At 71.6% G+C, this 21,977-nt stretch carries 18 protein-coding genes; 12 read left to right on the top strand and 6 right to left on the bottom strand.

The genetic code is table 11. From position 1 onward, the window contains the following. Positions 1-7: 7 nt before the first annotated feature. A complete protein-coding gene (gene mmsA, locus WA640_RS03555; protein ID WP_335986097.1) occupies positions 8-1,561 on the top strand; it encodes a multiple monosaccharide ABC transporter ATP-binding protein in 1,554 nt (517 codons plus the stop codon). Beyond that, a complete protein-coding gene (mmsB, locus tag WA640_RS03550; protein ID WP_106361824.1) occupies positions 1,558-2,853 on the top strand; it encodes a multiple monosaccharide ABC transporter permease in 1,296 nt (431 codons plus the stop codon). The genes mmsA and mmsB overlap by 4 nt, the downstream gene beginning before the upstream one ends. A 71-nt stretch (positions 2,854-2,924) precedes the next feature. Here mmsB and WA640_RS03545 read toward each other — a convergent pair whose 3' ends face one another. From WA640_RS03545 to mce, 3 genes are all read right to left on the bottom strand, one after another. After that, positions 2,925-4,727 (bottom strand): DivIVA domain-containing protein, encoded by a 1,803-nt coding sequence (locus WA640_RS03545; protein WP_335986094.1) that lies wholly within the window; start codon positions 4,725-4,727, stop codon positions 2,925-2,927. A gap of 174 nt (positions 4,728-4,901) precedes the next feature. Beyond that, positions 4,902-6,101 (bottom strand): cell division protein DivIVA, encoded by a 1,200-nt coding sequence (locus WA640_RS03540; RefSeq protein WP_442904658.1) that lies wholly within the window; start codon positions 6,099-6,101, stop codon positions 4,902-4,904. A 215-nt stretch (positions 6,102-6,316) separates the two neighbouring features. Beyond that, positions 6,317-6,745 carry a methylmalonyl-CoA epimerase gene (gene mce / locus WA640_RS03535; protein ID WP_335986091.1) on the bottom strand — a complete coding sequence of 143 codons (429 nt, stop codon included), beginning with the start codon at positions 6,743-6,745 and terminating at the stop codon, positions 6,317-6,319. Between the two features lie 42 nt (positions 6,746-6,787). Between mce and WA640_RS03530 the strand changes: the two genes are divergently transcribed. The 9 genes from WA640_RS03530 to WA640_RS03490 all read left to right on the top strand — a co-directional run bounded on the left by WA640_RS03530 (position 6,788) and on the right by WA640_RS03490 (position 17,819). After that, complete coding sequence (locus WA640_RS03530; protein ID WP_335986089.1) at positions 6,788-7,945, top strand: acetyl-CoA C-acyltransferase; 1,158 nt, start codon at positions 6,788-6,790, stop codon at positions 7,943-7,945. After that, a complete protein-coding gene (meaB, locus tag WA640_RS03525; RefSeq protein WP_335986087.1) occupies positions 7,945-8,880 on the top strand; it encodes a methylmalonyl Co-A mutase-associated GTPase MeaB in 936 nt (311 codons plus the stop codon). The genes WA640_RS03530 and meaB overlap by 1 nt, the downstream gene beginning before the upstream one ends. A 42-nt stretch (positions 8,881-8,922) precedes the next feature. After that, positions 8,923-11,541, top strand: a complete 2,619-nt coding sequence (locus WA640_RS03520) for a valine--tRNA ligase (protein ID WP_335986085.1) — start codon at positions 8,923-8,925, stop codon at positions 11,539-11,541. Positions 11,542-11,610: 69 nt separating this feature from the next. After that, positions 11,611-12,948 carry a bifunctional folylpolyglutamate synthase/dihydrofolate synthase gene (locus tag WA640_RS03515; RefSeq protein ID WP_335986082.1) on the top strand — a complete coding sequence of 446 codons (1,338 nt, stop codon included), beginning with the start codon at positions 11,611-11,613 and terminating at the stop codon, positions 12,946-12,948. Next, positions 12,941-13,360 (top strand): DUF4233 domain-containing protein, encoded by a 420-nt coding sequence (locus WA640_RS03510; RefSeq protein WP_335986080.1) that lies wholly within the window; start codon positions 12,941-12,943, stop codon positions 13,358-13,360. Before WA640_RS03515 ends, WA640_RS03510 begins: the two co-directional genes overlap by 8 nt. Positions 13,361-13,373: 13 nt before the next feature. Next, positions 13,374-13,913: a GNAT family N-acetyltransferase gene (locus tag WA640_RS03505; RefSeq protein ID WP_335986078.1), complete on the top strand. Its 540-nt coding sequence runs from the start codon at positions 13,374-13,376 to the stop codon at positions 13,911-13,913. A 101-nt stretch (positions 13,914-14,014) separates the two neighbouring features. Next, entirely contained in the window at positions 14,015-15,880 is a 1,866-nt protein-coding gene (locus WA640_RS03500) for an SCO2524 family protein (RefSeq protein WP_335986075.1), read from the top strand. A 2-nt stretch (positions 15,881-15,882) separates the two neighbouring features. Further along, positions 15,883-16,827 carry an SCO2523 family variant P-loop protein gene (locus WA640_RS03495; RefSeq protein ID WP_106361834.1) on the top strand — a complete coding sequence of 315 codons (945 nt, stop codon included), beginning with the start codon at positions 15,883-15,885 and terminating at the stop codon, positions 16,825-16,827. Further along, positions 16,824-17,819 (top strand): SCO2522 family protein, encoded by a 996-nt coding sequence (locus WA640_RS03490; RefSeq protein ID WP_335986073.1) that lies wholly within the window; start codon positions 16,824-16,826, stop codon positions 17,817-17,819. The genes WA640_RS03495 and WA640_RS03490 overlap by 4 nt, the downstream gene beginning before the upstream one ends. Here the strand turns inward: WA640_RS03490 and WA640_RS03485 are convergent. Beyond that, positions 17,816-18,838, bottom strand: coding sequence for an SCO2521 family protein (locus tag WA640_RS03485; RefSeq protein ID WP_106361836.1), 1,023 nt, complete (start codon positions 18,836-18,838; stop codon positions 17,816-17,818). The two genes, WA640_RS03490 and WA640_RS03485, sit on opposite strands and share 4 nt — an antisense overlap. A 46-nt stretch (positions 18,839-18,884) precedes the next feature. Then, the gene (locus WA640_RS03480) at positions 18,885-20,771 is read right to left on the bottom strand and encodes a VOC family protein (protein ID WP_335986070.1); all 1,887 of its coding nucleotides are present in this window, start codon (positions 20,769-20,771) and stop codon (positions 18,885-18,887) included. Between the two features lie 126 nt (positions 20,772-20,897). Between WA640_RS03480 and ndk the strand changes: the two genes are divergently transcribed. Continuing rightward, positions 20,898-21,305: a nucleoside-diphosphate kinase gene (gene ndk, locus WA640_RS03475; RefSeq protein ID WP_335986068.1), complete on the top strand. Its 408-nt coding sequence runs from the start codon at positions 20,898-20,900 to the stop codon at positions 21,303-21,305. Between the two features lie 45 nt (positions 21,306-21,350). Here ndk and WA640_RS03470 read toward each other — a convergent pair whose 3' ends face one another. Continuing rightward, complete coding sequence (locus WA640_RS03470; protein ID WP_335986066.1) at positions 21,351-21,938, bottom strand: nucleotidyltransferase family protein; 588 nt, start codon at positions 21,936-21,938, stop codon at positions 21,351-21,353. Between the last annotated feature and the right edge of the window lie 39 nt (positions 21,939-21,977).

The raw sequence follows: 21,977 nt of genomic DNA, 5'->3' as shown, positions 1-21,977 counted from the left end.
CGAATCAATGTCTGAAGACATCCTCCGAATGCGGGGGATCACCAAGCGGTTCCCGGGCGTGCTCGCACTGTCCGGGGTCGAGTTGGGGGTCAAGCGGGGCACGATCCACGCACTCGTCGGCGAGAACGGCGCCGGCAAGTCGACCCTGATGAAGGTCCTGTCGGGCGTGTACCCGCACGGGGACTTCGAGGGCGAGATCGAGTTCGACGGCAAGCCCGCCGAGTTCCGCAGCATCCGCGACTCCGAGGCCTCCGGCGTGGTGATCATCCACCAGGAGCTCGCCCTGGTCGGCGAGCTGTCCATCGCCGAGAACATCTTCCTCGGCAACGAGCAGAAGAAGCGCGGCGTCATCTCCTGGGACCGCACCAACGCCGAGGCCGCCCGCCTCATGGCGCAGGTCGGCCTCCAGGACAGCCCGGCCACGCTGGTCGAGAAGATCGGCGTCGGCAAGCAGCAGCTCGTCGAGATCGCGAAGGCGCTCTCCAAGGACGTCAAGCTGCTGATCCTCGACGAGCCCACCGCGGCCCTGAACGACACCGACTCCGAGAACCTCCTCGACCTGCTCCGGCAGCTCCGCGAGGAGGGCGTCACCAGCATCATCATCTCCCACAAGCTGGGCGAGGTGCTGGCCGTCGCCGACCGGATCACCGTGCTGCGCGACGGCAAGTCGATCGAGACGCTCGACACCGAGGCCGACGCGGTCACGCAGGACCGCCTCATCAAGGCCATGGTCGGCCGCGACCTGGAGCACCTGTTCCCGCCGCACGAGCCGAAGATCGGCAAGGTCTTCTTCGAGGTGGAGGACTGGACGGTCCACCACCCCGACCAGCGCCACCGCGTCATCGTCAACGGGGCGACCCTGAACGTCGCCCGCGGCGAGATCGTCGGCCTGGCCGGGATCATGGGCGCGGGCCGCACCGAGTTCGCCATGAGCCTGTTCGGCCGCAGCTGGGGGTCGAACATCTCCGGCACCGCGACCATGGACGGGAAGGCGCTCCAGCTGCGGAACGTCCCCGAGGCGATCGACGCCGGCCTGGCCTACGCCACCGAGGACCGCAAGCACTACGGCCTGCACCTCGACTACGACCTGCGCGAGAACTTCACCCTCCCCGGCCTCCACAAGCTCTCGAAGCGCGGGGTCGTCGACCAGGACCGCGTCGACTCGGTCTCCGAGCGCCTCCGCAAGGAGTTCGGGGTCAAGGCGCCGTCGGTCCACTCGCTCGCCGGGAACCTCTCCGGCGGCAACCAGCAGAAGATCGTGCTCGGCAAGTGGGTGTTCACCGAACCCGAGCTGCTCATCCTCGACGAGCCGACCCGAGGCATCGACGTCGGCGCGAAGTACGAGATCTACGAGCTGATCCACCAGCTGGTCGACCAGGGCAAGGGGGTCCTCATGATCTCCTCCGAACTGCCCGAGCTGCTCGGCATGTGCGACCGCATCTACGCGATGAGCGCCGGGCACATCACCGGTCAGGTCGACCGGGAACATGCCACACAGGAAGAGCTGATGCGCCTCATGACCCTTGAGACCGCCAGCGGGGGAGAAGAGCAACGCCAATGACCACCGTCCAGACCAAGCCGCGTCCGAGCCTGCTCGGCGCGCTGCGCAACATCAACCTGCGCGCCTACGGCATGATCATCGCGCTCGTGCTGATCATGATCCTGTTCCAGGTGCTCGACGTGGCGCTCCAGAACCAGAACTTCATCACCGCGCAGAACCTCACCAACGCGATCCTCCAGAACTCGTACATCCTGATCCTCGCGATCGGCATGATGCTGGTGATCGTCAACGGCCACATCGACCTGTCGGTGGGCTCGGTCCTCGCGTTCAGCGGCGCCATGTCGGCGATCGCGCTGTCGCGCTGGGACTGGCCGTGGTGGGCGGCGGTCCTGTTCGCCATCGGCATCGGCGCCCTCATCGGCGTGTGGCAGGCGTTCTGGATCGCGTACGTGCGCATCCCGGCGTTCATCGTGACGCTCGCGGGCATGCTCATCTTCCGCGGCCTGACCCTGAAGGTCCTCGACGCCGAGACCATCGGCACCACCGGCACCTTCAACACGCTCGCCTCGGGCTACGACGTCGGCGGCGTGGAGCTGCGCGTCCCGACCCTGGTGCTCGGCGTCCTGGGCGCGGTCCTGTGGGTGTTCTTCCAGGTCCGCGGACGCTCCCGCCAGGCGAAGGCCGGGATCGTCGGCACCTCGCCGGTCGGCTGGGCCATCAAGACGATCGTGGTCGCGGCGGTCATCCTCGTCGCGGCGTACACGTTCTACTCGTACAAGGGCCTGCCGATCATCGGCTGGATCCTGCTGGCGCTGGTGCTGCTGTTCACGTTCATCGCGAACCGCACCGTGTTCGGCCGCCACATCTACGCGGGCGGCGGCAACGAGAAGGCCGCGCTGCTCTCCGGTGTGAAGACCAAGCAGACCACGTTCTGGGTGTTCGTCATCATGGGCGCGATGGCCGGCCTCGCCGGCGTCATCGTGACCGCCCGCCTGCACTCGGCGACGCCGGGCGCGGGCAACACGCTGGAGCTGAGCGCCATCGCCTCGTCGTTCATCGGCGGCGCGTCCGTCACCGGCGGCGTGGGCACCATCATCGGCGCCGTCATCGGCGGTCTGGTCATGGGCATCATGAACCAGGGCATGACCGTGCTCGGCATCGCGACCGACACCGTCCAGGTCATCCTGGGCCTGGTCGTCCTCGCCGCGGTCCTGTTCGACGTGTGGAACAAGAAGCGCGCCACCGGCGGCGGCAACGTCCCGCTCGTGGGGGTCACCCCGGGCGGCTCGGGCGAGGCCAAACGCGCGGCGAAGCCCGACGCGAAGGAGCCCGAGAAGGCCTCCACCAGTTAGGGACCGAGGCTCCCCTCGGTAGCAGAAGGGCCCCGCACCGATCCGGTGCGGGGCCCTTCCACTTGCGTCGCTTACGAGGACGAGACCTTCTCGGCGGCCTCGCTGCTGCTGGCCTGCTTGCCGCCGTTCTGCGGGCGCTTGCGGCCGTTGCCGTTCGCGGCGGGCTTGTTCACCGGCGCGTCCTGGGCGGGCTCCTCGCCGCGGCCCGCGCGGGCCTCCTCGATGAGCTTCTTGGCCTGGGCGCGGGCGGTGGAGAGGATCGCCTCGGAGTCGCGCCGCGCGGTCTGCTTGGCGGACTTGGAGAGCTCCTCGGCGCGGCGCTTGGCGGTCTCGGCCTTCTTCTCGGCCTCGGAGACGTACTGGTCGCGCTCGCTGCGGACCTGCTCGGCCTCCAGGTTGGCCTGTTCGAGGATCTTCTGCGCCTCGGCCTTGGCGTCGGCGACGAGCCGCTCGCGCTCGGCCTCGATCTCGGCGAGCTCGGCGCGGGCGCGCTCGACGTCGGCTTCGGCCTCGACCTTCGCGGCGTCGGCGTGCTCGCGGATGCGGGACGCCTCCGCGGCGGCCTCGGCGGTGATCTTGTCGGCTTCGGCGGCGGCCTGACCGCGGAGGCGCTCGGCCTCGGCGGCGGTCTCCTCGGTGAGGCGGCGGGCGGCGGTCTCGGCGGCCTCGCGCTCCTGGCGGCTCGCGTCGGCCGTCTCGTCGCGCAGGCGCTGGGTCTCGCGCTCGGTCTCCTCGGTGAGCCGCAGGGCCTCGGCCTCGGCGGCCTCGCGCTGGGCGCGGGCGGCCTCCTCGGCCTCGGCGGCCAGCTTCGCGACCTTCTCCTCGGTCTCGGCGGTGACGCGCTGCGCCTCGGCCTCGGCTTCCTCCAGGCGGCGCTGGGCCTCCTGGCGGAGCCGCTTGGCCTCGTCGGCGGCCTCGGTGCGGGTGAGGGTCGCGTTGTCGGCGGCCTCGGCGCGCAGGCGCGTGGCCTCGTTCTCGGCCTCGGTGCGCACGGTCTGCGCGAACGTCTCGGTCTCCTGCTTGAACCGCTCCAGGTTCTCGACGGCCTCGGTGCGCAGGTCCCGCAGCTCCGCCTCGTGCTCGGCGCGCTTGCGCTCGGCTTCGGCCTCGGCTTCGGCGGCGATCCGGTCGGCCTTCTCGCGGGCCTCGGCCACGGCCTGCTCGGAGGCGAGCGCGGCGTCGTCCTTGAGCTGCTGGGCCTCGGCGCGGAGGCGCTCGACGTGAGCGACCAGCTGCCGGGTCTGCTCGTCAGCGGCGGCCCGCTTGTTCTCGGCGTCCTGCTCGGCCTCGGCGACGAGGGCCGCGGCGCGCTCCTTGGCCTGGTCGAGCATGGCCTGGGCCTCGCGGGCCCGCTTGTTGATCTCCGCGTCGATGATCGCGCGCCGGTCGGCCTCGGCCTTCTCGGCGGCGGCGCGGCGGGCCTTCAGCGTGGTCTCGAAGTCCTTGCGGGCCTGCTCGATCTGCGCCTCGGCCTCGCGCAGGCGCTGGTCGGCGCGCTGGTGCAGGTGCTGGGTCTGCGCGTGCGCGTTGGCCTTGATCTCCTCGGCCTGCTCCTCGGCGAGGGTGAGCATGTGCTCGATGCGCACGCCCAGGTGCCGGTAGGAGGCGTTGTCGCCCGCGGCGCTGCGGCGCCGCAGCTCCTGGATCTGCGCCTGCAGCTGCTGGATCTGGACGACGAGCCGGTCGATCTGCGCGAGCGCCTCGGCGCGTTCCCCCGCCAGTGTGTCCATCTGGAGCTGCATCTGCTGGAGGTACCGGTCCACCTGCCGCTTGTCGTAGCCGCGCAGGGCCGTCTCGAACCCCCGGTCGATGGGTCCGCCCTCATCGAAGCCGGTCAGGAGTTCGGAATCGTCGAGTCTGTCTTCACGCGCCATGCCCTCATCCTCACGTAAGCCGCGTCCCGCCACCTCCGGATAGGGACCGGATGTGACGGGACGCGGCCGAGCTGTGGTTCCTCCACCGTCGACCTACGCCTACGATCATTCTTCACTGTCGTAGGTCTCGACGGTAACGCGGATTCGCCAGGTTTACTTGTTCGTCGGGTTTTTCTACTTGTCGCCGTCCTGCTGCCCGAGCGCCCCGCCGAGGGCGCCGCTGACCAGACCGCTGAGGTTGCGCAGGGTCTCCTGCACCTGGTCGCGCTTCGCGGTGAGCTCGGACACCTTGGTCTCGGCCTCCTTGGTGACCCGCTCCGCGTCGGACTTGGCGTCGGCGAGCAGGCGCTCGGCCTCGGACTTGGCGTCCGTGACGAGCTTGTTCGCGTCCTTCTTGGCCTTGGTCGTGGTGTCCTCGGCGTACTTGTCGGCCTCGGTGCGCTTCTCCTCGCCGCGGGTCTCCGCGGCCTTCGCGCGCTCCTCGGCGTCGCGGGCGCGGTTCTCGGCGTCGGACACGAGCTTCTGCGTCTCGGCGACGGCGCGGGTGTGGCGCTCCGACTCCTCGCGCTCGGCCTTCTCCTTGCGCTCGGCCAGTTCGAGGTCGAGGGCCTGGAGGTCCTTGTCGCGCTTCTCCTTCGCCTCGGCGAAGAGCTTCGCGGCCTCGGCGCGCTTCTCCTCCGCCTCGCGGGCGGCCTTGGCGCGCAGCTGGGTGATCTCGCGGTCCGCCGTGGCGCGGAGGGTCGCGACCTCGCGCTCGACGGAGGCCTTGAGCTCGGCGACCTCGTGGCCGGTCGCGGTGCGCAGCTGCTTGGTCTCGCGCTCGGCGTCGGCGCGGAGGGTCTCGCATTCGCGGCGGGCGTTGGTCCGCAGCTCCGCGACCTCGCGCTCCACCTGGGTGCGCAGGGCGTTGGCCTCGCGCTCGGCGTTCTGCTTCAGGGAGCCGGCCTCGCCGCGGGCGGCGTCGGTGATCTCGCGGGACTCCAGGCGGGCGGCCGAGAGGATGCCCTCGGTCTCGCGCTTCGCCTCGGCGCGGTGCTCGTTCGCCTGCTCCTCGGCGAGGCGCAGGATCTGCTCGACGCGCGTGCCCAGACCGGACAGGGTCGGGCGCGTGTTCTCCTCAAGCTGCTTCTGCTGCTCGGCGAGGCGCTGCTCAAGACCCTGGATGCGCTGCTCGGCCTGGCGCAGGCGACGCTGGGCGTCGGTCATCCGCTGCTCGGCCTCGGTCCGCTGCTGCTCGGTCTGCGTCAGCTTGGCGATGTTCTTCTGGATGAAGTCATCCACTTGGTGACGGTCGTAACCCCGCAACTGCACGGGGAATTCCGGCACCGATTGGTCGTTGTCGAAAAAGGTACTGCTGGAGGGCTGCTGCGACATGGACCAATACTTGCAGACGCGACTGGGAATGTCGACAGCAAGGTCAGGGGTTTGTGGGGCTCGAACCACCCGCAACACTAGCCGCAAATCGGGCGAATCCCTTGGAACGACACGGATGTCGAACGCGGTGAAGTTTCGGTGTCCTCCAGGTATCACCCGAATGGCGTCATCTATCCGACACTATCGGTGACCCGCGGCCCTGACCTGCAAGGGCCCTAAGCGGGTTCGACCAGTTCGATGAGGACGCCGCCCGCGTCCTTCGGGTGGACGAAGTTGATCCGCGACCCCGCGGTGCCCTCGCGGGCCCCGTCGTACAGCAGCCGCGCGCCCTTCGCGCGCAGCGCGTCGGCGGCCGCCTCCACGTCCTCCACCGTGAACGCCAGCTGCTGGAGCCCCGGGCCCTTCGTCCCGATGAACTTCGCGATCGTCGACTCCGGCGTGAGCGGCGCGAGCAGCTGCACCTGCGCCCCGCCCTCGGGCCACGCCACCATCACCTCGACGACGCCCTGCGCCTCGTTGACCTCGCGGTGCACCGCCCGGCCCCCCAGCGCCCCCTCGTACCATTCCAGGGCCGCGTCCAGGTCGGGGACCGCGATGCCCACGTGATCGATGCGCCGCAATCCGATTCCGTCCGTGTAAGTCATACGATCGAGCGTATCGAGCGAATCGACCAACGGAGGTCCGCCATGAACGACACGACCGTCATCCTCGCAGCCGCCCGGACACCCATCGGGCGCTTCAACGGGGCGCTCGCCGACATCCCCGCCACCGACCTGGCCGGGACCGCGATCAGAGCCGCCATCGAACGCGCCGGCATCGGCCCCGACCTGGTCGACCAGGTCCTCCTCGGACAGGTCCTGTCCGCGGGCTGCGGCCAGAACCCCGCCCGCCAGGCCGCCGTCGCCGCCGGGCTCCCCATGCGCGTGCCCGCGCTGGCGATCAACAAGGTGTGCCTCTCGGGGCTCGCCGCCGTCGGCCTCGCCGACCAGATCCTGCGCGGCGGCGCCGCCGACGTGGTCGTCGCCGGGGGCATGGAGTCGATGAGCCGCGCCCCGCACCTGCTGCCCGGCTCGCGCCGCGGCTTCAAGTACGGCGACGCCGTCCTCCTCGACCACCTCGCCCACGACGGCCTCACCGACGCCTACGACGGCATCTCCATGGGCGAGTCCACCGAACGCCACCTCAAGGGCCGCAGCATCACCCGCGAAGCCCAGGACGCGTTCGCCGCCGAGTCCCACCAGCGCGCCGCCAAGGCCGCCGAGCGCCTCGCCGAGGAGATCACGCCCGTCGAGACCCGCCGCGGCTACGTCGACGCCGACGAGGGGGTGCGCCCCGAGTCCACCCCCGAGGGCCTCGCGCAGCTGCGCCCCGCGTTCACCGAGAACGGCACCATCACCGCCGCCTCCGCGTCCCAGATCTCCGACGGCGCCTCCGCGCTCGTCCTCGCCCGCAAGTCCACCGCCGAGGCCAACGGCTGGGCCTGGACCGCCGAGATCCTCGCCTACGCCGCCGTCGCCGGGCCCGACAACTCCCTGCTCGACCAGCCCGCCAACGCGATCGGCAAGGCCCTGGGCCTCGCGGGCAAGCAGGCCGCCGACCTCGACGTGATCGAGATGAACGAGGCGTTCGCCGCCGTCGTCCTCGCCTCCGCCGAGACCCTCGGCGCGGGCCTCGACCGCGTCAACCCCGACGGCGGCGCCATCGCCCTCGGCCACCCCATCGGCGCCTCCGGCGCCCGCCTCGCCCAGACCCTCGCCCGCCAGCTCGCCCCGGGCGCGCTCGGCGCCGCCGGACTGTGCGGCGGCGGCGGGCAGGGCGACGCCATCGTCCTCAAGGGAGCCTGATGGCCCGCACCGACACGGCGCTCCCGGACCTCGTCGCCGCGGCCCGCACCGGCGACCGCCGCGCCACCGCCCGCCTGCTCACCATCGTCGAGAACGACACCGCCGATGCCCCCGCCCTCGCGGGCCTCGTCAAGGGCGGCGACGCGCAGATCGTCGGCATCACCGGCTCGCCCGGCGTCGGCAAGTCCACGCTCGTCTCCGCGCTCATCACCGCCTGGCGCGCCCAGGGCCTGCGCGTCGGCGTCCTCGCCGTCGACCCGTCCAGCCCGTTCACCGGCGGCGCGATCCTCGGCGACCGCGTCCGCATGGCCGACCACGCCCTCGACCCCGGCGTCTACATCCGCTCGGTCGCCACCCGCGGCCACCTCGGCGGCCTCGCCGCCACCACCACCGCGGGCGTGCGCCTCCTCGAAGGGCTCGGCTTCGACGCGGTCGTCGTCGAGACCGTCGGCGTCGGCCAGGCCGAAGTCGAGATCGCCTCCCTCGCCGACACCACGCTCCTGCTGCTCGCCCCCGGCATGGGCGACGGCATCCAGGCCGTCAAGGCCGGGGTCGTGGAGATCGCCGACGTCTACGTCGTCAACAAGGCCGACCGGCCCGGCGCCGACGGCACCGTCCGCGACCTCAAGGCCATGATGAGCCTGGTGCGCCGCGAACCGGGGGAGTGGCGCCAGCCCGTCTGCACCACCGTCGCCTCCGAAGCGAAGGGCATCGACGACCTCGTCGCCGCGATCGGCAAGCACCGCGACTGGCTCGCAGAAGGGGACCGGCTCGCCGCCAAGCGCCGCCAGCGGGCCGCCGCCGAGATCCGCGCCCGCGTCGACGCCGAACTGAAGCGGCGCTACCGGGTGCCGGACGCGCTGGCGGCGGCCGTCGCGGACGGGGAGACCGACGTCGCCTCGGCCGCGCGGAGCGTTCTCGGCGACACCGGCTAAACCTCTTCGCCTTCTCACCATGCGGCTTCGTAGACTGGAACGGTGACAGACGCAGCTGAGCAGACACCGGCCCCGGAAACCCACCTGCCGAAGACGTACGCGCCCGTAGAGGTAGAGGCGCGACGCTACGCGAAGTGGGTAGCCGACGGCCGGTTCAAGGCTGCCGACGACTCCGACCGCGAGCCCTACGCGATCGTGATCCCCCCGCCGAACGTGACGGGGCAGCTCCACCTGGGGCACGCGCTCGACCACACCCTCATCGACACGCTGGTGCGGCGCGAGCGCATGCGCGGCAAGGAGGCCCTGTTCCTCCCCGGCACCGACCACGCCGGCATCTCCACGCAGAACGTGGTGGAGCGCCAGCTCGCCGACAAGGAGGGCCTGTCCCGCCACGACCTCGGGCGCGAGGCGTTCGTGGACAAGGTGTGGGAGTGGAAGGACGTCTACCACGAGCGCATCACCTCGCAGATGAAGAAGATCGGCGACGGCGTCGACTGGGACCGCGAGCGGTTCACCCTGGACGAGGGCCTCTCGGCCGCCGTCCAGACCATGTTCAAGCGCATGTACGACGACGGCATGATCTACCGCGCCGAGCGCATCATCAACTGGTGCCCGCGGTGCATGACCGCGCTCTCGGACGCCGAGGTGGAGCACCAGGAGGACGCGGGCGAGCTCGTGTCGATGCGCTACGGCGACGGGGACGAGTCGATCGTGGTCGCCACGACCCGGCTGGAGACGATGCTCGGCGACACCGCCGTGGCCGTCCACCCCGACGACGAGCGCTACCGGCACATGATCGGCACCACGGTGGAGGTGCCGTTCACGGGCCGCCGCATCCCGATCGTGGCCGACTCGCACGTCGACCCCGAGTTCGGCACGGGCGCCGTGAAGGTGACGCCCGCGCACGACCCGAACGACTTCGCGATCGGCCAGCGCCACGACCTGGAGTCGATCCTCATCATGGACGAGCGCGGCGTGATCACCGCGCACGGCCCGTTCCAGGGGCTCGACCGGTTCGAGGCGCGCTCGGCGATCGCCGCCGCCTTGAGGGCCGAGGGCCGCATCACGGCCGAGAAGCGCCCGTACATGCACGCCGTCGGGCACTGCGAGCGGTGCGACACCACGGTGGAGCCGCGGCTGTCGCTCCAGTGGTTCGTGAAGGTGGAGCGGCTCGCGAAGATGGCCGGCGACGCCGTGCGGTCGGGCGAGACGAAGATCCACCCGCCGGAGATGGAGAAGCGCTACTTCGCGTGGGTCGACAACCTCCTCGACTGGTGCATCTCGCGCCAGCTGTGGTGGGGCCACCGGATCCCGATCTGGTACGGCCCGGGCGGTGAAGAGGTGTGCGTGGGCCCGGGCGAGACCGCGCCCGAGGGCTACGTGCAGGACTCCGACGTGCTCGACACGTGGTTCTCCTCCGGGCTGTGGCCGTTCTCGACGTTCGGCTGGCCCGAGGAGACCGCGGCGCTGGAGAAGTTCTATCCGACCGCGGTGCTGGTGACCGGCTGGGACATCATCTTCTTCTGGGTGGTCCGGATGATGATGTTCGGGACCTACGCGATGGGGAGGGCCCCGTTCGGGGAGGTGTTCCTGCACGGGCTGCTGCGCGACGCGAACGGCAAGAAGATGTCGAAGTCCTCCGGGAACGGCATCGACCCGCTCGACGTGGTGGACCAGTACGGCGCGGACGCGCTGCGGTTCATGCTCGCGCGCGACGCGAACCCCGGCGCCGACGCGATCGCCTCGATCGAGCTGGCCGAGATCTCCCGGAACTTCTGCAACAAGCTGTGGAACGGGACGCGGTTCGCGCTCATGTCGGGCGCGACGGTGGACGGCGACCTGCCGTCCGAGCCGTCGCTGATCGACCGGTGGATCCTCTCGCGGCTCTCGCACACCGTGGAGGCCGTCGACGGCTTCCTGGAGCAGTACGAGTTCGCGAAGGCCATGGACGCGCTGTACCACTTCGCGTGGGACGACGTGTTCGACTGGTACCTGGAGCTGACGAAGCCGGTGCTCGCCGAGGGCGGGCCCCGCGCCGAGGAGACCCGCCGCGTCATCGGCCACGTCTTCGACCAGCTGCTGCGGCTGCTGCACCCGGTGATCCCGTTCGTCACCGAGGAGCTGTGGCTCACCCTCACCGGCACCGAGGAGCAGGGGGACTCGCTCACCGTGGCCGCGTGGCCGACGGCGGCCGGGTCCGACGACGAGGCCGAGCGCCTCGTGGGGGCCCTCCAGCACCTCGTGACCGAGGTGCGGCGCTTCCGCTCGGACCAGGGCGTCAAGCCCAGCCAGCCGGTGCCCGCGCGCCTGACGGGCCTGGACGCGGCCGGCCTGGCCGACCAGGAGCCGCTCATCCGCGCGCTCGTGCGGCTGGAGGCCGAGGCCGAGGGCTTCGCGCCCACCGCCGAGCTCGCCGTCTCCGACCAGGTCACGGTCGGGCTCGACACGTCGGGGACGATCGACGTCGCCGCCGAGCGTGCCCGCCTGGAGAAGGCCCTGAAGGCCGCGGAGAAGGAGCTCGCCGGGACGACCGCGAAGCTCGGCAACGAGGCGTTCCTCGCGAAGGCCCCTGACGCCGTGGTCGACAAGATCAAGGCGCGCAAGGCGACCGCCGAGGCCGACATCGCCCGCGCGACCGCGCAGCTCGCACGACTCGCCTAGGCGGAGGCCGGGGCCCCGCGCCCCGGCCTCCCCTTTCTCACTGGGCTTTCTCACTGGGGGACCGATACTTTGAACGCCGAACTGGCGCAGGTCGAAGCGGCACTGGAGTCCCGCGGGTTCTCCCGCTGGGACTTCACGCTCGACCGCATCAAGCAGCTGCTCGACCTCATGGGCGACCCGCAGCGGTCGTTCCGCTCGGTCCACGTCACCGGCACGAACGGCAAGACCTCGACCACCCGCATGATCGAGCGGCTCCTGCGCGGGCACGGCCTGCGCACCGGCATGTTCACCTCGCCGCACCTCAACGACGTCACCGAGCGCATCAACGTCGACGGCGAGCCCATCAGCGCCGAGCGCCTCGCCCAGCAGTACTACGAGATCGCGCCGCTCGCCGAGCTCGTCGACCGCGAGGCGTCCGAGCCGCTCACCTACTTCGAGATGACCGTGGCGCTCGCCATGGGCGCGTTCGCCGACACGCCGATCGACGTCGGCGTCATCGAAGTGGGCCTCGGCGGCGAGACCGACTCGACGAACATCCTCAACGCCGAGGTCGCCGTCATCACCCCGATCGGCATCGACCACACCAAGTGGCTCGGCGAGACCCTCGCGGAGATCGCGACCATGAAGGCCGGGATCGTCCACGAGGGATCGACGCTCGTCACCTCCTCGCAGGAGCGGTCGGCGATGGAGCCGCTGCTGCGCCGCGCCGCCGCGGTCGGCGCGAAGCTCGTCCCCGAGGGCCGCGGCTTCGAGGTCACCGCGCGCGAGGTCGCCGTCGGCGGCCAGCTCGTCACCATCGAGACCCGGGCCGCCCGCTACCAGGACCTGTTCCTGCCGCTCCACGGCGAGTACCAGGCGCACAACGCGGCCCTCGCGCTCGCGGCCGTCGAGGTCCTCCTCGGCGCCGGCGAGCCGAAGGCCCTCGACGCAGAAGTGGTCGGCCAGGCGTTCGCGGAGTTCACGTCCCCGGGCCGCCTGGAGGTCGTGCGGTCCGAGCCCGCGGTCATCCTCGACGCCGCGCACAACCCGGCGGGCATGGAGGCCATGACGAAGGCCGTCGCGGAGGAGTTCAACTTCCGCAAGCTCGTCGGCGTCGTCGGCATGCTCGCCGACAAGGAGGTCGACCACATGCTCGAACTCCTGGAGCCGGTCCTCGACGAGATCGTCATCACCAAGTCCACGTCGGACCGGGCGATGCCCGCCGCGTCCCTCGCGAAGCTCGCCGTCGAGGTCTTCGGCGAGGAGCGCGTCCACGTCCACCCGCACCTGCGCGACGCCCTCGCCCGCGGCATCGAGCTCGCCGAAGAGGCCGACGACCTGTACGAGTCCGGCGGCGGCGTCCTCGTCACCGGCTCGGTCTTCACCGTCGCCGACGCCCGCCGCATCCTGGTGGGCCGCCGTGGCTGAGCGCGACGAGCACCCCGAGACCCCCGAGGAGGCCGAGGCCCCTTGGGAAGCGGAGCCCGACCCGAACCGCTCGGGCCTGCGCGACCCCGCCCGCGCGGCCCGCAGCCTCGCGGCCGTCGCGCTCGTGTTCGAGGCGCTGGCGCTGCTCATGGCGATCGTCCCGATGCGCATGATCCTCGACGAGCCGACGCCCGCGACCGTCGCGGTCATCGTCCTCGTCGTCGCCGCGGTCGCCTTGGCGGGCATGGCGAAGCGCCCCTGGGTGTGGCCCGCCGGGGCCGTCCTCCAGCTCGCGGTGATCGCCTGCTGGCCGATCCACTGGTCCCTCGGCGTCGCGGGCCTCATCTTCGCCTGCGTGTGGCTCTACTGCTGGCACGTCAAGCGCCAACTGGCCCTGCCCCCCAAGCGATGACGAAGGCGCCGACGTGGAACTGAAGACCGGGCGACTCCTCCTGCGGCCCCTCACCGCCGCCGACGCGCCCGCCCTCGCCCCGATCAACGCCGACCCGGAGGTCATGCGCTACATCGGGGAAGGCGCGCCGCGCACCCTGGAGCAGACCGAGGCGCTGTGCGCGAAGGTCGCCGCCCACTGGGACGACCACGGCTGGGGCGCCTTCGCGGTGACCGAACAGGACAGTGCCTCTGGGAACGACAGTGGGGCCTTCGTCGGCCTCGCCATCCTCGCGACCCCGTCGTTCCTGCCGGAGATCCTCCCCGCCACCGAGGTCGGCTGGCGCATCGCCCGCGACCGCTGGGGCCGCGGCTACGCCCCCGAGGCCGCCCGCGCCGTCATCGGCTTCGCGTTCGCCGAACTCGGCCTCGAACGGGTCGTCTCCTGCATCCACTCCGAGAACACCGCCTCGATCCGCGTCGCAGAGAAGCTCGGCATGGCCCTCGAACGCGAGACCACCGTCCCCGTCTACGACGTGCCGTGCAGCGTCTACGAATTGCGAACTGTCGGGTAGCCGACAACACGCGTTCTGCGAGTCTGTTTGGGTCGCATGGGCATGCAATAGTGAAGCTGTCCGTTTCGGCCCAGAGCGCACGGCGGTGGTCCCCTGTGAAGATGCAGCCTCGGCAACAGCTCCTCGACATCTGGAAGGCCCAGGTGGCCTACAGCTGGCGGCCCGCCGACGACGGCTCCCGGCGCAAGGAGTGGCACTGGGGCGGGCGCAACGACTCCGACGCCGTCGGCGACGCCCAGCAGCTCCTGTGCCTGCTCTACCCCGCCCAGGAACTCGTCGACCTGCGCTATGCCGACCCCGACGCCACCAGCGACGCCGTCCTCGAAGCGCTCTCGGGCCTCGGCGACGCCGTGGAGATCCCCATCCGCGTCATGCGGCTCATCAAGGACTACATGGAGAAGCACGTCGACGAGGAGGGCGTCCCCGTCTACTCCGGCGGCTCCAACATGCACCGCGTCGACCGCACCCAGAAGGCCACCGCCGAGCAGCGCGCCATCGACGTCACCGAGGGCTTCGCGCTCGCGATTCCGCTGAGCCTCACCGCCCTCTCCTTCCTCGCCGACTTCGCGCCCACCGTCGACCGCATGGGCCGCGGCGACCTCGTCCAAGAGCTCCGAACGGTCGAGGAGACCGTCCACCGGCGCCTCCTCGGCGCCATCACCGGCCTCCTGCGCTCCTTCGCCGTCTCCACCTTCGACGCCGACGACGACTTCGGCCGCCAGCTCATCGCCCTCATCAACGTCGACGGCCAGCCCGACCGGAAGATCGTGCGCCGCTTCAGGGAAGAGGCCGAGGAGATCATCGCGACCCTCCGCACCATCACCGTCGGCTCCGGCGGCACCGCGGGCGTCGAGGCCCCCACCAAGCTCTTCGAGATCGGCTGGTCCTGGTCCGTCGTCGAGAAGGCCCCCGACATCCCCGACGTCTCCGACACCTCCACCCAGCGCGTCGGCCGCGCCGAGGACGCCCCCTACCTGTACTTCACCGTGGTCGCCCTCGAAGCGATCGCGACCCTCTTCTCCGACCGCGTCATGCGGCGCAACCTCCTCACCGAGGAGGAGCGCCGCCTCGCCCAGTCGCTCCAGATCCGCCTCGACGTCACCCGCCGCTACTGGGCCATGGTCGCGTCCTTCGGCGGCGGCTCCAAATGGCCCCTGGAGGACGTCCCCTGGCGCACCACCGACGGCCTGGAGTACGACTACTACACGCTCCTGGTCTGCGCCGTCGCCACCGAGACCTTCGGCTCCAGCCGCGGCGGCGACGACGACCTCATCCGCCTCGCCGACGTCCTCGTCGAGCTCGCCAACCGCGGCCGCATCACCCGCCGCCCCCTCGTCGGCGACCGCGCCATCGAGATGCACTTCCCCGGTGTGAAGGCCGAACTCCTCGGCATCGAGAAGCTCGACGGCCCGGCCATGATCTGGAACATGGTCGACTTCGCGCCCCTGCTCCTCAAGCGCATCTACGACGCCGCCGGGCTCCTGGTCACCATCGCCAACCGCGCCGAACTCCTCGAAGTCGCCGACCTCATATGGGAGCACCTGGCGCGCAGGCGCATCCGCGAGGGCCGCGCCGCCCGCCTGTGGGACCAGCCCCAGCAGGTCTACAACGAGCTGCCGAACTGGTTCGAGGACCCATCGTGGCACTTCACGATCCGCGTCGTCGAGGCCATGGTCGTCGCCGCCCAGTTCGCGGGCTCCGAGCCGGCCCGCTCCCGCGACCTGGAGAGCCTCGCCCACGAACTCCTCGTGGAGGCCGAGCACATCTACGACCAGGAGCTGCTGCGCGGGTCCGGGAACGCCGGGCCCGCGCTGGCGCAGGAGATCCGGTCGGTGGGGCTGACGATCCGCCACGCGAAGGAAGTCGTGGACGAGCGCCCCGGCACCGCGTTCGCCCTGGGCGTCCAGGCCCTCATCGACCTCGACCGGCTCATCTCGGCCGGCCGCGACGCCGAGACCGGAGTGTGACGATGCTGCTGTTCGCGACCTCGGACAAGGGCGGCACGGGCCGGTCGGTCTCCTCGTGCAACCTCGCGTACCGGCGCGCCGTCCAGGGCATGAACGTGTGCTATGTGGACTTCGACTTCGGCTCGCCCACGGCCGGTGCGGTCTTCGGGATCGACGACCTGGAGCACGGCACGTACGGCAGCGGCATCCACGAGTACCTCCAGGACCACGCCTCCGAATCCGAGCGGTACTCGGTGTGGGAGGCCAGCGACCGCGCCGAGCTCCAGGCCCGCCCCGACGGCGCCGGGGAGCTCGTCCTGTGCCCCGGCGACGCCGACGGCTCGGAGTTCCCCGGCGACGAGAACACCGTCGACCGCTGCGTCAAGCTCCTGCAGGAACTCTCAAGGGAGTTCGACCTCGTCATCGTCGACCTGTCCGCGGGCCGCTCGCACGCCACCGAGATGGTCATGGCCGCGACCGCCCGCCCCGAGCTCGCGAACCTCCCGTGGCGGTGGATCGTCTACCACCGCTGGACGAAGCAGCACGTCATCGCCGCGCACTCCCTCGTCTACGGCGAGCGCGGCCTCGTGGAGACCGCGCGCTCCTACGGCGAGGAGTACCAGCGCAAGCTGCTCGACTCGATCCGCTACGTGCGCACCGCGGTCGTCGACCCCGACGGGGCCGACCTGAAGGGCCTGGAGGCCACGCAGATCCGGTGGCTGCGCAGGATCGACGCCGACCTGCACCAGATGGCCGTGCGCCTGAAGCTGGGCCGCATGAACCTCCTCGGCTCGGTGCCGCTCGACCCGGTCCTCCAGTGGCGCGAGCAGATCATCACCGACGCCGACGCGGTGACGCTGCGGATCGCCAACCAGGCGACCGTCCGGGCCTTCTCCGACCTGGCGTCCCGCTCCACGGAGGAGCAGTTCGCGGCCGGACTCGAAGCGAGCGTGCGGGGGATCGAGTGACGTACGAGGAGACCAGCGCCAAGCAGCGCACCGAGCGGTTCGGCATGTCCCACCTGTCGATCGAGGTCGGGCACCTGTACGCCGACGACCTCGCCCGGACCGACGCGCTCAAGGAGCAGATGGCGTCGGCGGCCGCGTGGGTCCACGGCACCACCGAGGCGCTCTCGAAGCGCCTCGGCGGCCGCACGCCGCGCGTGAGCACCTGCTACCTCGTGGACGACTACTTCCACCAGGACCTGCCCGACCCCGAGCACCTCATCGCGCAGGTCTCGGAGGCCGCCGCGGCCGCGGGCCTGCGCATCGACTACCTGGCGCGCGAGTCCGCGTGCGACCGCATGGGGCCCTTGCAGCTCGCGGCGCTCGTGGCCGACCGGATCGTGTTCGAGCCGCCGCCGGGCACGAACGGCTCGCGCCCGCCCGTCTCCGACCTCGGCTGGCTCCCCAACGGCGTGCCCACGCCGAAGCCGCGCGGCATCGCAATGGGCGCGCCGCTGCGGTGGATCCCGCCGAGCCAGAACTCGCGCCGCGAGCACTCGGTGTTCCTCGACGTGGAGCTGTGGAACGACACCCCGAAGGGCCGCCGCTGGTCGTGCCCGATGCTCGCCGCGGTGTGGCAGCTGATCCGCCTGGGCGTGCTGCGCGACCAGGGCAAGCGCATCGGCGTGCCCGAACCGGTCGAGTCGCTCGTGCCCGCCGAGCACGGGCACGTCCCCGGGCAGCGCCTCGGGAACCGCTTCCCCGACCGGTGGTCGGAGATGCCGCCGATCCTGCAGCTCAACAAGAAGGCGTTCCCGTTTCCCGCGTACCGGACCGTGTCGGTCCTGTCGACGGACTTCCTGGAGGTCGAGCACGCCGTGCGCGTCATCTGCGGCAGCGTCCGGCCCGACGCGGGCGCGCTCGACCAGATCCGCAAATCCGCCGAGCGCGAGGGCATGTCGCTGCCCGAGGAGCTCGTGGACCGCCTCTCGTACGTCTTCCAGGGACCGCTCTAGCGCGGGAACCGATCGGCCGATCCGCCCTGGCGCTGGTTCTGCTCCATCATGTCGAGCATCTTCGCGGCCAGATCCGCTGCGCCGTAGTCGATCTGGGAGCGCACGCGCTCGGTCATCGTGGCCCACTGCCGCGACAGACCCGGGCGCCGCTCCAGGGAGTCCCACATGAACTCCAGGTCCCGGGAGGTCCGCGCGCCCGCCGACCACAGGTGCAGCAGGTGATCCACGACCGGGCGGAGCGTGCGCAGCGTGTGCCGCGGGTCCTCGCCGATCTTCGCGAGCGCGATCCGCGCCGCGACGGCCGTCAGGAGCCAGTCGTGGATCGCGAGATCCTCTGCGGCGGCGGCGATGTGCTCGGGGTCGACCAGGCCGGTGACCATGCTCATGCGCCGCCGGTCGTTCCCGACGAGGCGGAACGCCACGGCCTTGCGGGTGCCGGGGTCGGCGATGGCCGCCCACCGCAGCCGGGTCGACCCGGTCTTGACGGGCGGGCGCTGGTCGAGCACGGGGCGCGAGAGCACGTCGTGGATCGAGTGGCGGGCGATGGCGGCGGTGTCGAGCAGTTCGGAGCGGTCGCGCCGGTTCTCGGCCACGAGGAACGCCCGCGCGAGCCGCTCGGCCTCGAAGTTCCCGATCGTCTCCAGCGTGCCGGGCCGCGCCAGGTAGTACGACCAGGGCATCCGCCGCGGCTGCTGTGGCGGCGCCACGGCGGTCCACGCCGAGCCCTGGAGCAGGTGCCCGCCGGTGAGGACCGCCCGGGAGCAGACCGTGCCGACCGCGCGGACCGTGGTGCCGTTCGCGGACTTGTCGTCGGCGTGCTGGTTGTCCTGCTTCGGCGCGAGCGGCAGCTTGCAGTCCACGCCGTGCAGGAGCACCGGCGACGCGGTGTGCGGGACGGGCCGCGCCCACTGGACGACGGTCTCGCCGACGGCGAGCGACAGGGCCGCGCGGGCCTCCTCGGGCGTCAGCGGCCGCGAATGCGGCAGCAGCGCGGTGTGGATCTCGCCGACGATGAGCATGGGCACACTCCGGTTCGCAAGGGCGGGAACGGTATCGGTCAGGGGACTAGTCGCGCTCCCGGTGCTCGGTGATCGCCAGGCCGTGCCCGTCCGGGTCCCGGAACGCGGCCGCCCGCATCTCGTAGTTCTGCCCCAGCAGCGCGGTCCGCGGCAGGTGCAGGAACTGGACGCCGGCCTCGTTCATCTGCGTGAACGCGGCGTCGATGTCGCCGACCTCGAACGTGAGGTGCATGATCCCGGTCTCGCCGGGCGGCGCGTCGGGGCGCTCCCACAGCAGGATCTTCCCGAAGCCCGCGTCGAGGACGGCCGCTTCGGCGGTCCGGTCGGAGATCGCCAGGCCCAGAGCGTCCGTGTAGAACTCGACGGACCGCTGGAGGTCGGCGACCACGAGCGTCGCCGCCACGTCGGTGACGTCGGTGCCCCCGAGTCGCTCCTCGGAAAGGAGCAGTTCGGCGAGGTCGCGCGCGAGGCTGCTGCCCTCCTCGGAGGTCCGGGGCTTCGGCGGGGACGGCGAGCGCAGCTTCGTGGCGGCTTCCGCGATGGGGCCCTTGGGCGGCGCCTCCGAAGGCGCCTCGGACTGCTCGTTCTCGGCTTGCGCCGCAACCGATCCGGTGGCGTCCTCGATGACGGGGCCGCCGCCGATCTGCTCGCTCGGCAGCGTGAACGCCGCGGGCGGGTCGGCGGGCAGCGGGGCCGACTCCGAGGACGCCGAGTCCACGGGCGCCTCGCTGGCCGGGGGCGCTTCGGCCTCCGCCGCAGCGGATTCGGGCTCTGCCGCCGCTTCCTCGCCGCCCGACGGGGCCTCGATCGGATCGGCCTGCCGCTCCCGGGACGGCTCGGACGCGGCCTTCAGCGCTTCGGACACCACGTACAACGGCGGGCCGGGCGCTGCCGCGTCCCCGGCGGGCGTCGTCGGCTCGCGCTGCGGAAGTCCGTCGGCCGCAACGGGTTCCGGCTCCTCGCGCGCCTTCGTCTCGTCGATGACCTCCTGGACGGAGGCCAGCACCGTGTCGAGCGCGTCGGGCTCCTCCGGCTCGACCGGGACGACGAGCGTCACCGGGCGGGCCTCGGCCGCAGCGACCGTGGGCTTCGGCGGTTCCGCTTCGGCCGCAGGCGGTTCGGGCTCCGCGGCCGGAGGCTCAGCGAGCTTGCTCGCGGGCTCGGCGGGAGGCGCAGGGGCCGCGGCGGGTTCGGGCGCAGGAGCGGCCGCAGGTGCGGCGGTCGCCTTGGGCGGCTCCGGGATCGGCGCCGTCTCGGGCCGGTCCGGCTCGAACAGGTCGTCCAGGGAGCCGCGCTCGGGCTGCTGCTTCACCGGGGCGCCGCGCGGCGGGTCGTCCTCGACGATGAGGTCTTCGAGCCGGTGCTGGCCGATGAGCGGCGGCGCCGGGACCGGCTGCGGGAAGCGCCGGGCCGAGTGCTCGACCGTGAAGAACGCGATGCACCCTGCGAGGCAGAGGAACGCGAGCACGGCGATGCCGACGCTCTGCGCGCCGATCGCCATGGACGTGAAGAAGAACGCCAGGATCAGTAAAGTGATGGCGCCGATCGCCCGCGAGGTGCGCCACCGCATCCGCCTGTCCGCGTTGAGGACCGTGCCGATCGCCTCGCCGCCCGCCGCGTGGTGCTGGCGCGAGTGCAGGTCCTTCATGGCGTGCTGGTTGATCGCCCACCAGCGCGCCTGGTTCTGGCGCCGCTGCTGGTCCTGCAGGAGCCGCTGCTGCCGCAGCTGCTCCGCGGTCATGCCCCGGGCCTGCTGCTGGCGCGTCCCGCGCGGCTGGGCCTTCGCGGGCGCGACCTTGCGGGCCCCGGCCTTGGCGGCGCCGCCTTTGGCCGCGCCTTTCGCCCCGCCGCGGGCGGCCCCGCCCTTCGCGCCGCCCCGGCTGGGGGCCTTGGAAGGCCGCGGGGCGGGACGGGGTGGCTGTCTTGGGGGCATCTGGGACACCTCATCCGCAACTGGGAAACCGGGTTTCAACGTGAATCGTACGTGGGTGAGGCAACCGGCACAACATCGCTTACGATGGCAGCCACCGATCCGACAGACGCTTCCAAGGAGTTCCACGTGGCCGAGCAGCGCACGCTCGTGTTGATCAAACCCGACGCCGTCCGGCGCGGGCTCGTCGGCGAAGTCCTGTCCCGCTTGGAGCGCAAGGGCCTGCGCATCGAAGAGCTGCGGCTGCGGACCATGGACGCGGCGCTGTCGGACGCGCACTACGCCGAGCACGTGGGGCGGCCGTACTACGAGGGCCTGAAGGCGTTCATGACGTCGGGTCCGCTGGTGAGCCTGGTCGTCGCCGGGGACGAGGCGATCCCGGTGGTGCGGCTGCTCGCCGGCGCCACCGACGGCCGCAAGGCCGAGCCGGGGACGATCCGCGGGGACTTCTCGCTGTCGAACCAGCAGAACCTCATCCACGCCTCGGACTCGGAGGAGTCCGCGAAGCGCGAGATCGACCTCTGGTTCGCCGCTTAGGGTGCACCGCTGACGACGTTGGCAGCAGTGCGCCCGGGTGCCCCGCTAGGCGGGGCTCGGGTGCTGGAGCGCCTCCAGGTCGGCCGGGGTGTCGACGTCGAGCGGGTCGCCCGGGCACGCGACCTCGCGCACCAGGTCCCCGTTCGCCGCGATGAAGTCGCGGGCCCCCCGGTCCCCGACGGCCCCGGCGGCGATGCCGTCGAGGTGCTCGCGCGCGAAGTACATCGGGTGGCCGCGGCGGCCCGCGTACGTCGCGACCGCGATCGTGGCCCCCTCGGCGGCGGCCGCGATGATCCGCCGCACCGCCTCCGCTTCGATGCGCGGCTGGTCGACGAGGGTCACGACGACCCCGTCGTACCGCGACGGCACGGCCGCGAGCCCGGCCTTCAGCGACGTCGACAATCCCTGCCCCCAGCGCCGGTTCATGACCGGCGTGAACGCCTCGGTGGCCGCGGCGAGCGCCTGCTCGGCCCCGGCGCCGAGCACGGCCAGGACCTGGCGGCAGCCGCCGTCGCGCAATGTGGCGACGGCCCGGTCGAGCAGGCTCCGGCCGTCGTATTCGACGAGGGCCTTCGGCTGGCCGAAGCGCCTTCCGGCGCCTGCGGCGAGCACGAGCCCCGCGGTGTTCCCCATGGTCGATCCCCCTTGTGATGGTCCCGCCTCCCGGCGGAA

The sequence above is a fragment of the Glycomyces sp. MUSA5-2 genome, from assembly GCF_037034145.1.
GTDB lineage: Bacteria > Actinomycetota > Actinomycetes > Mycobacteriales > Micromonosporaceae > Glycomyces > Glycomyces artemisiae.
The sequence above is the reverse complement of the archived record's forward strand: the minus strand, read 5'-3'. Positions and strand labels throughout refer to the sequence as shown.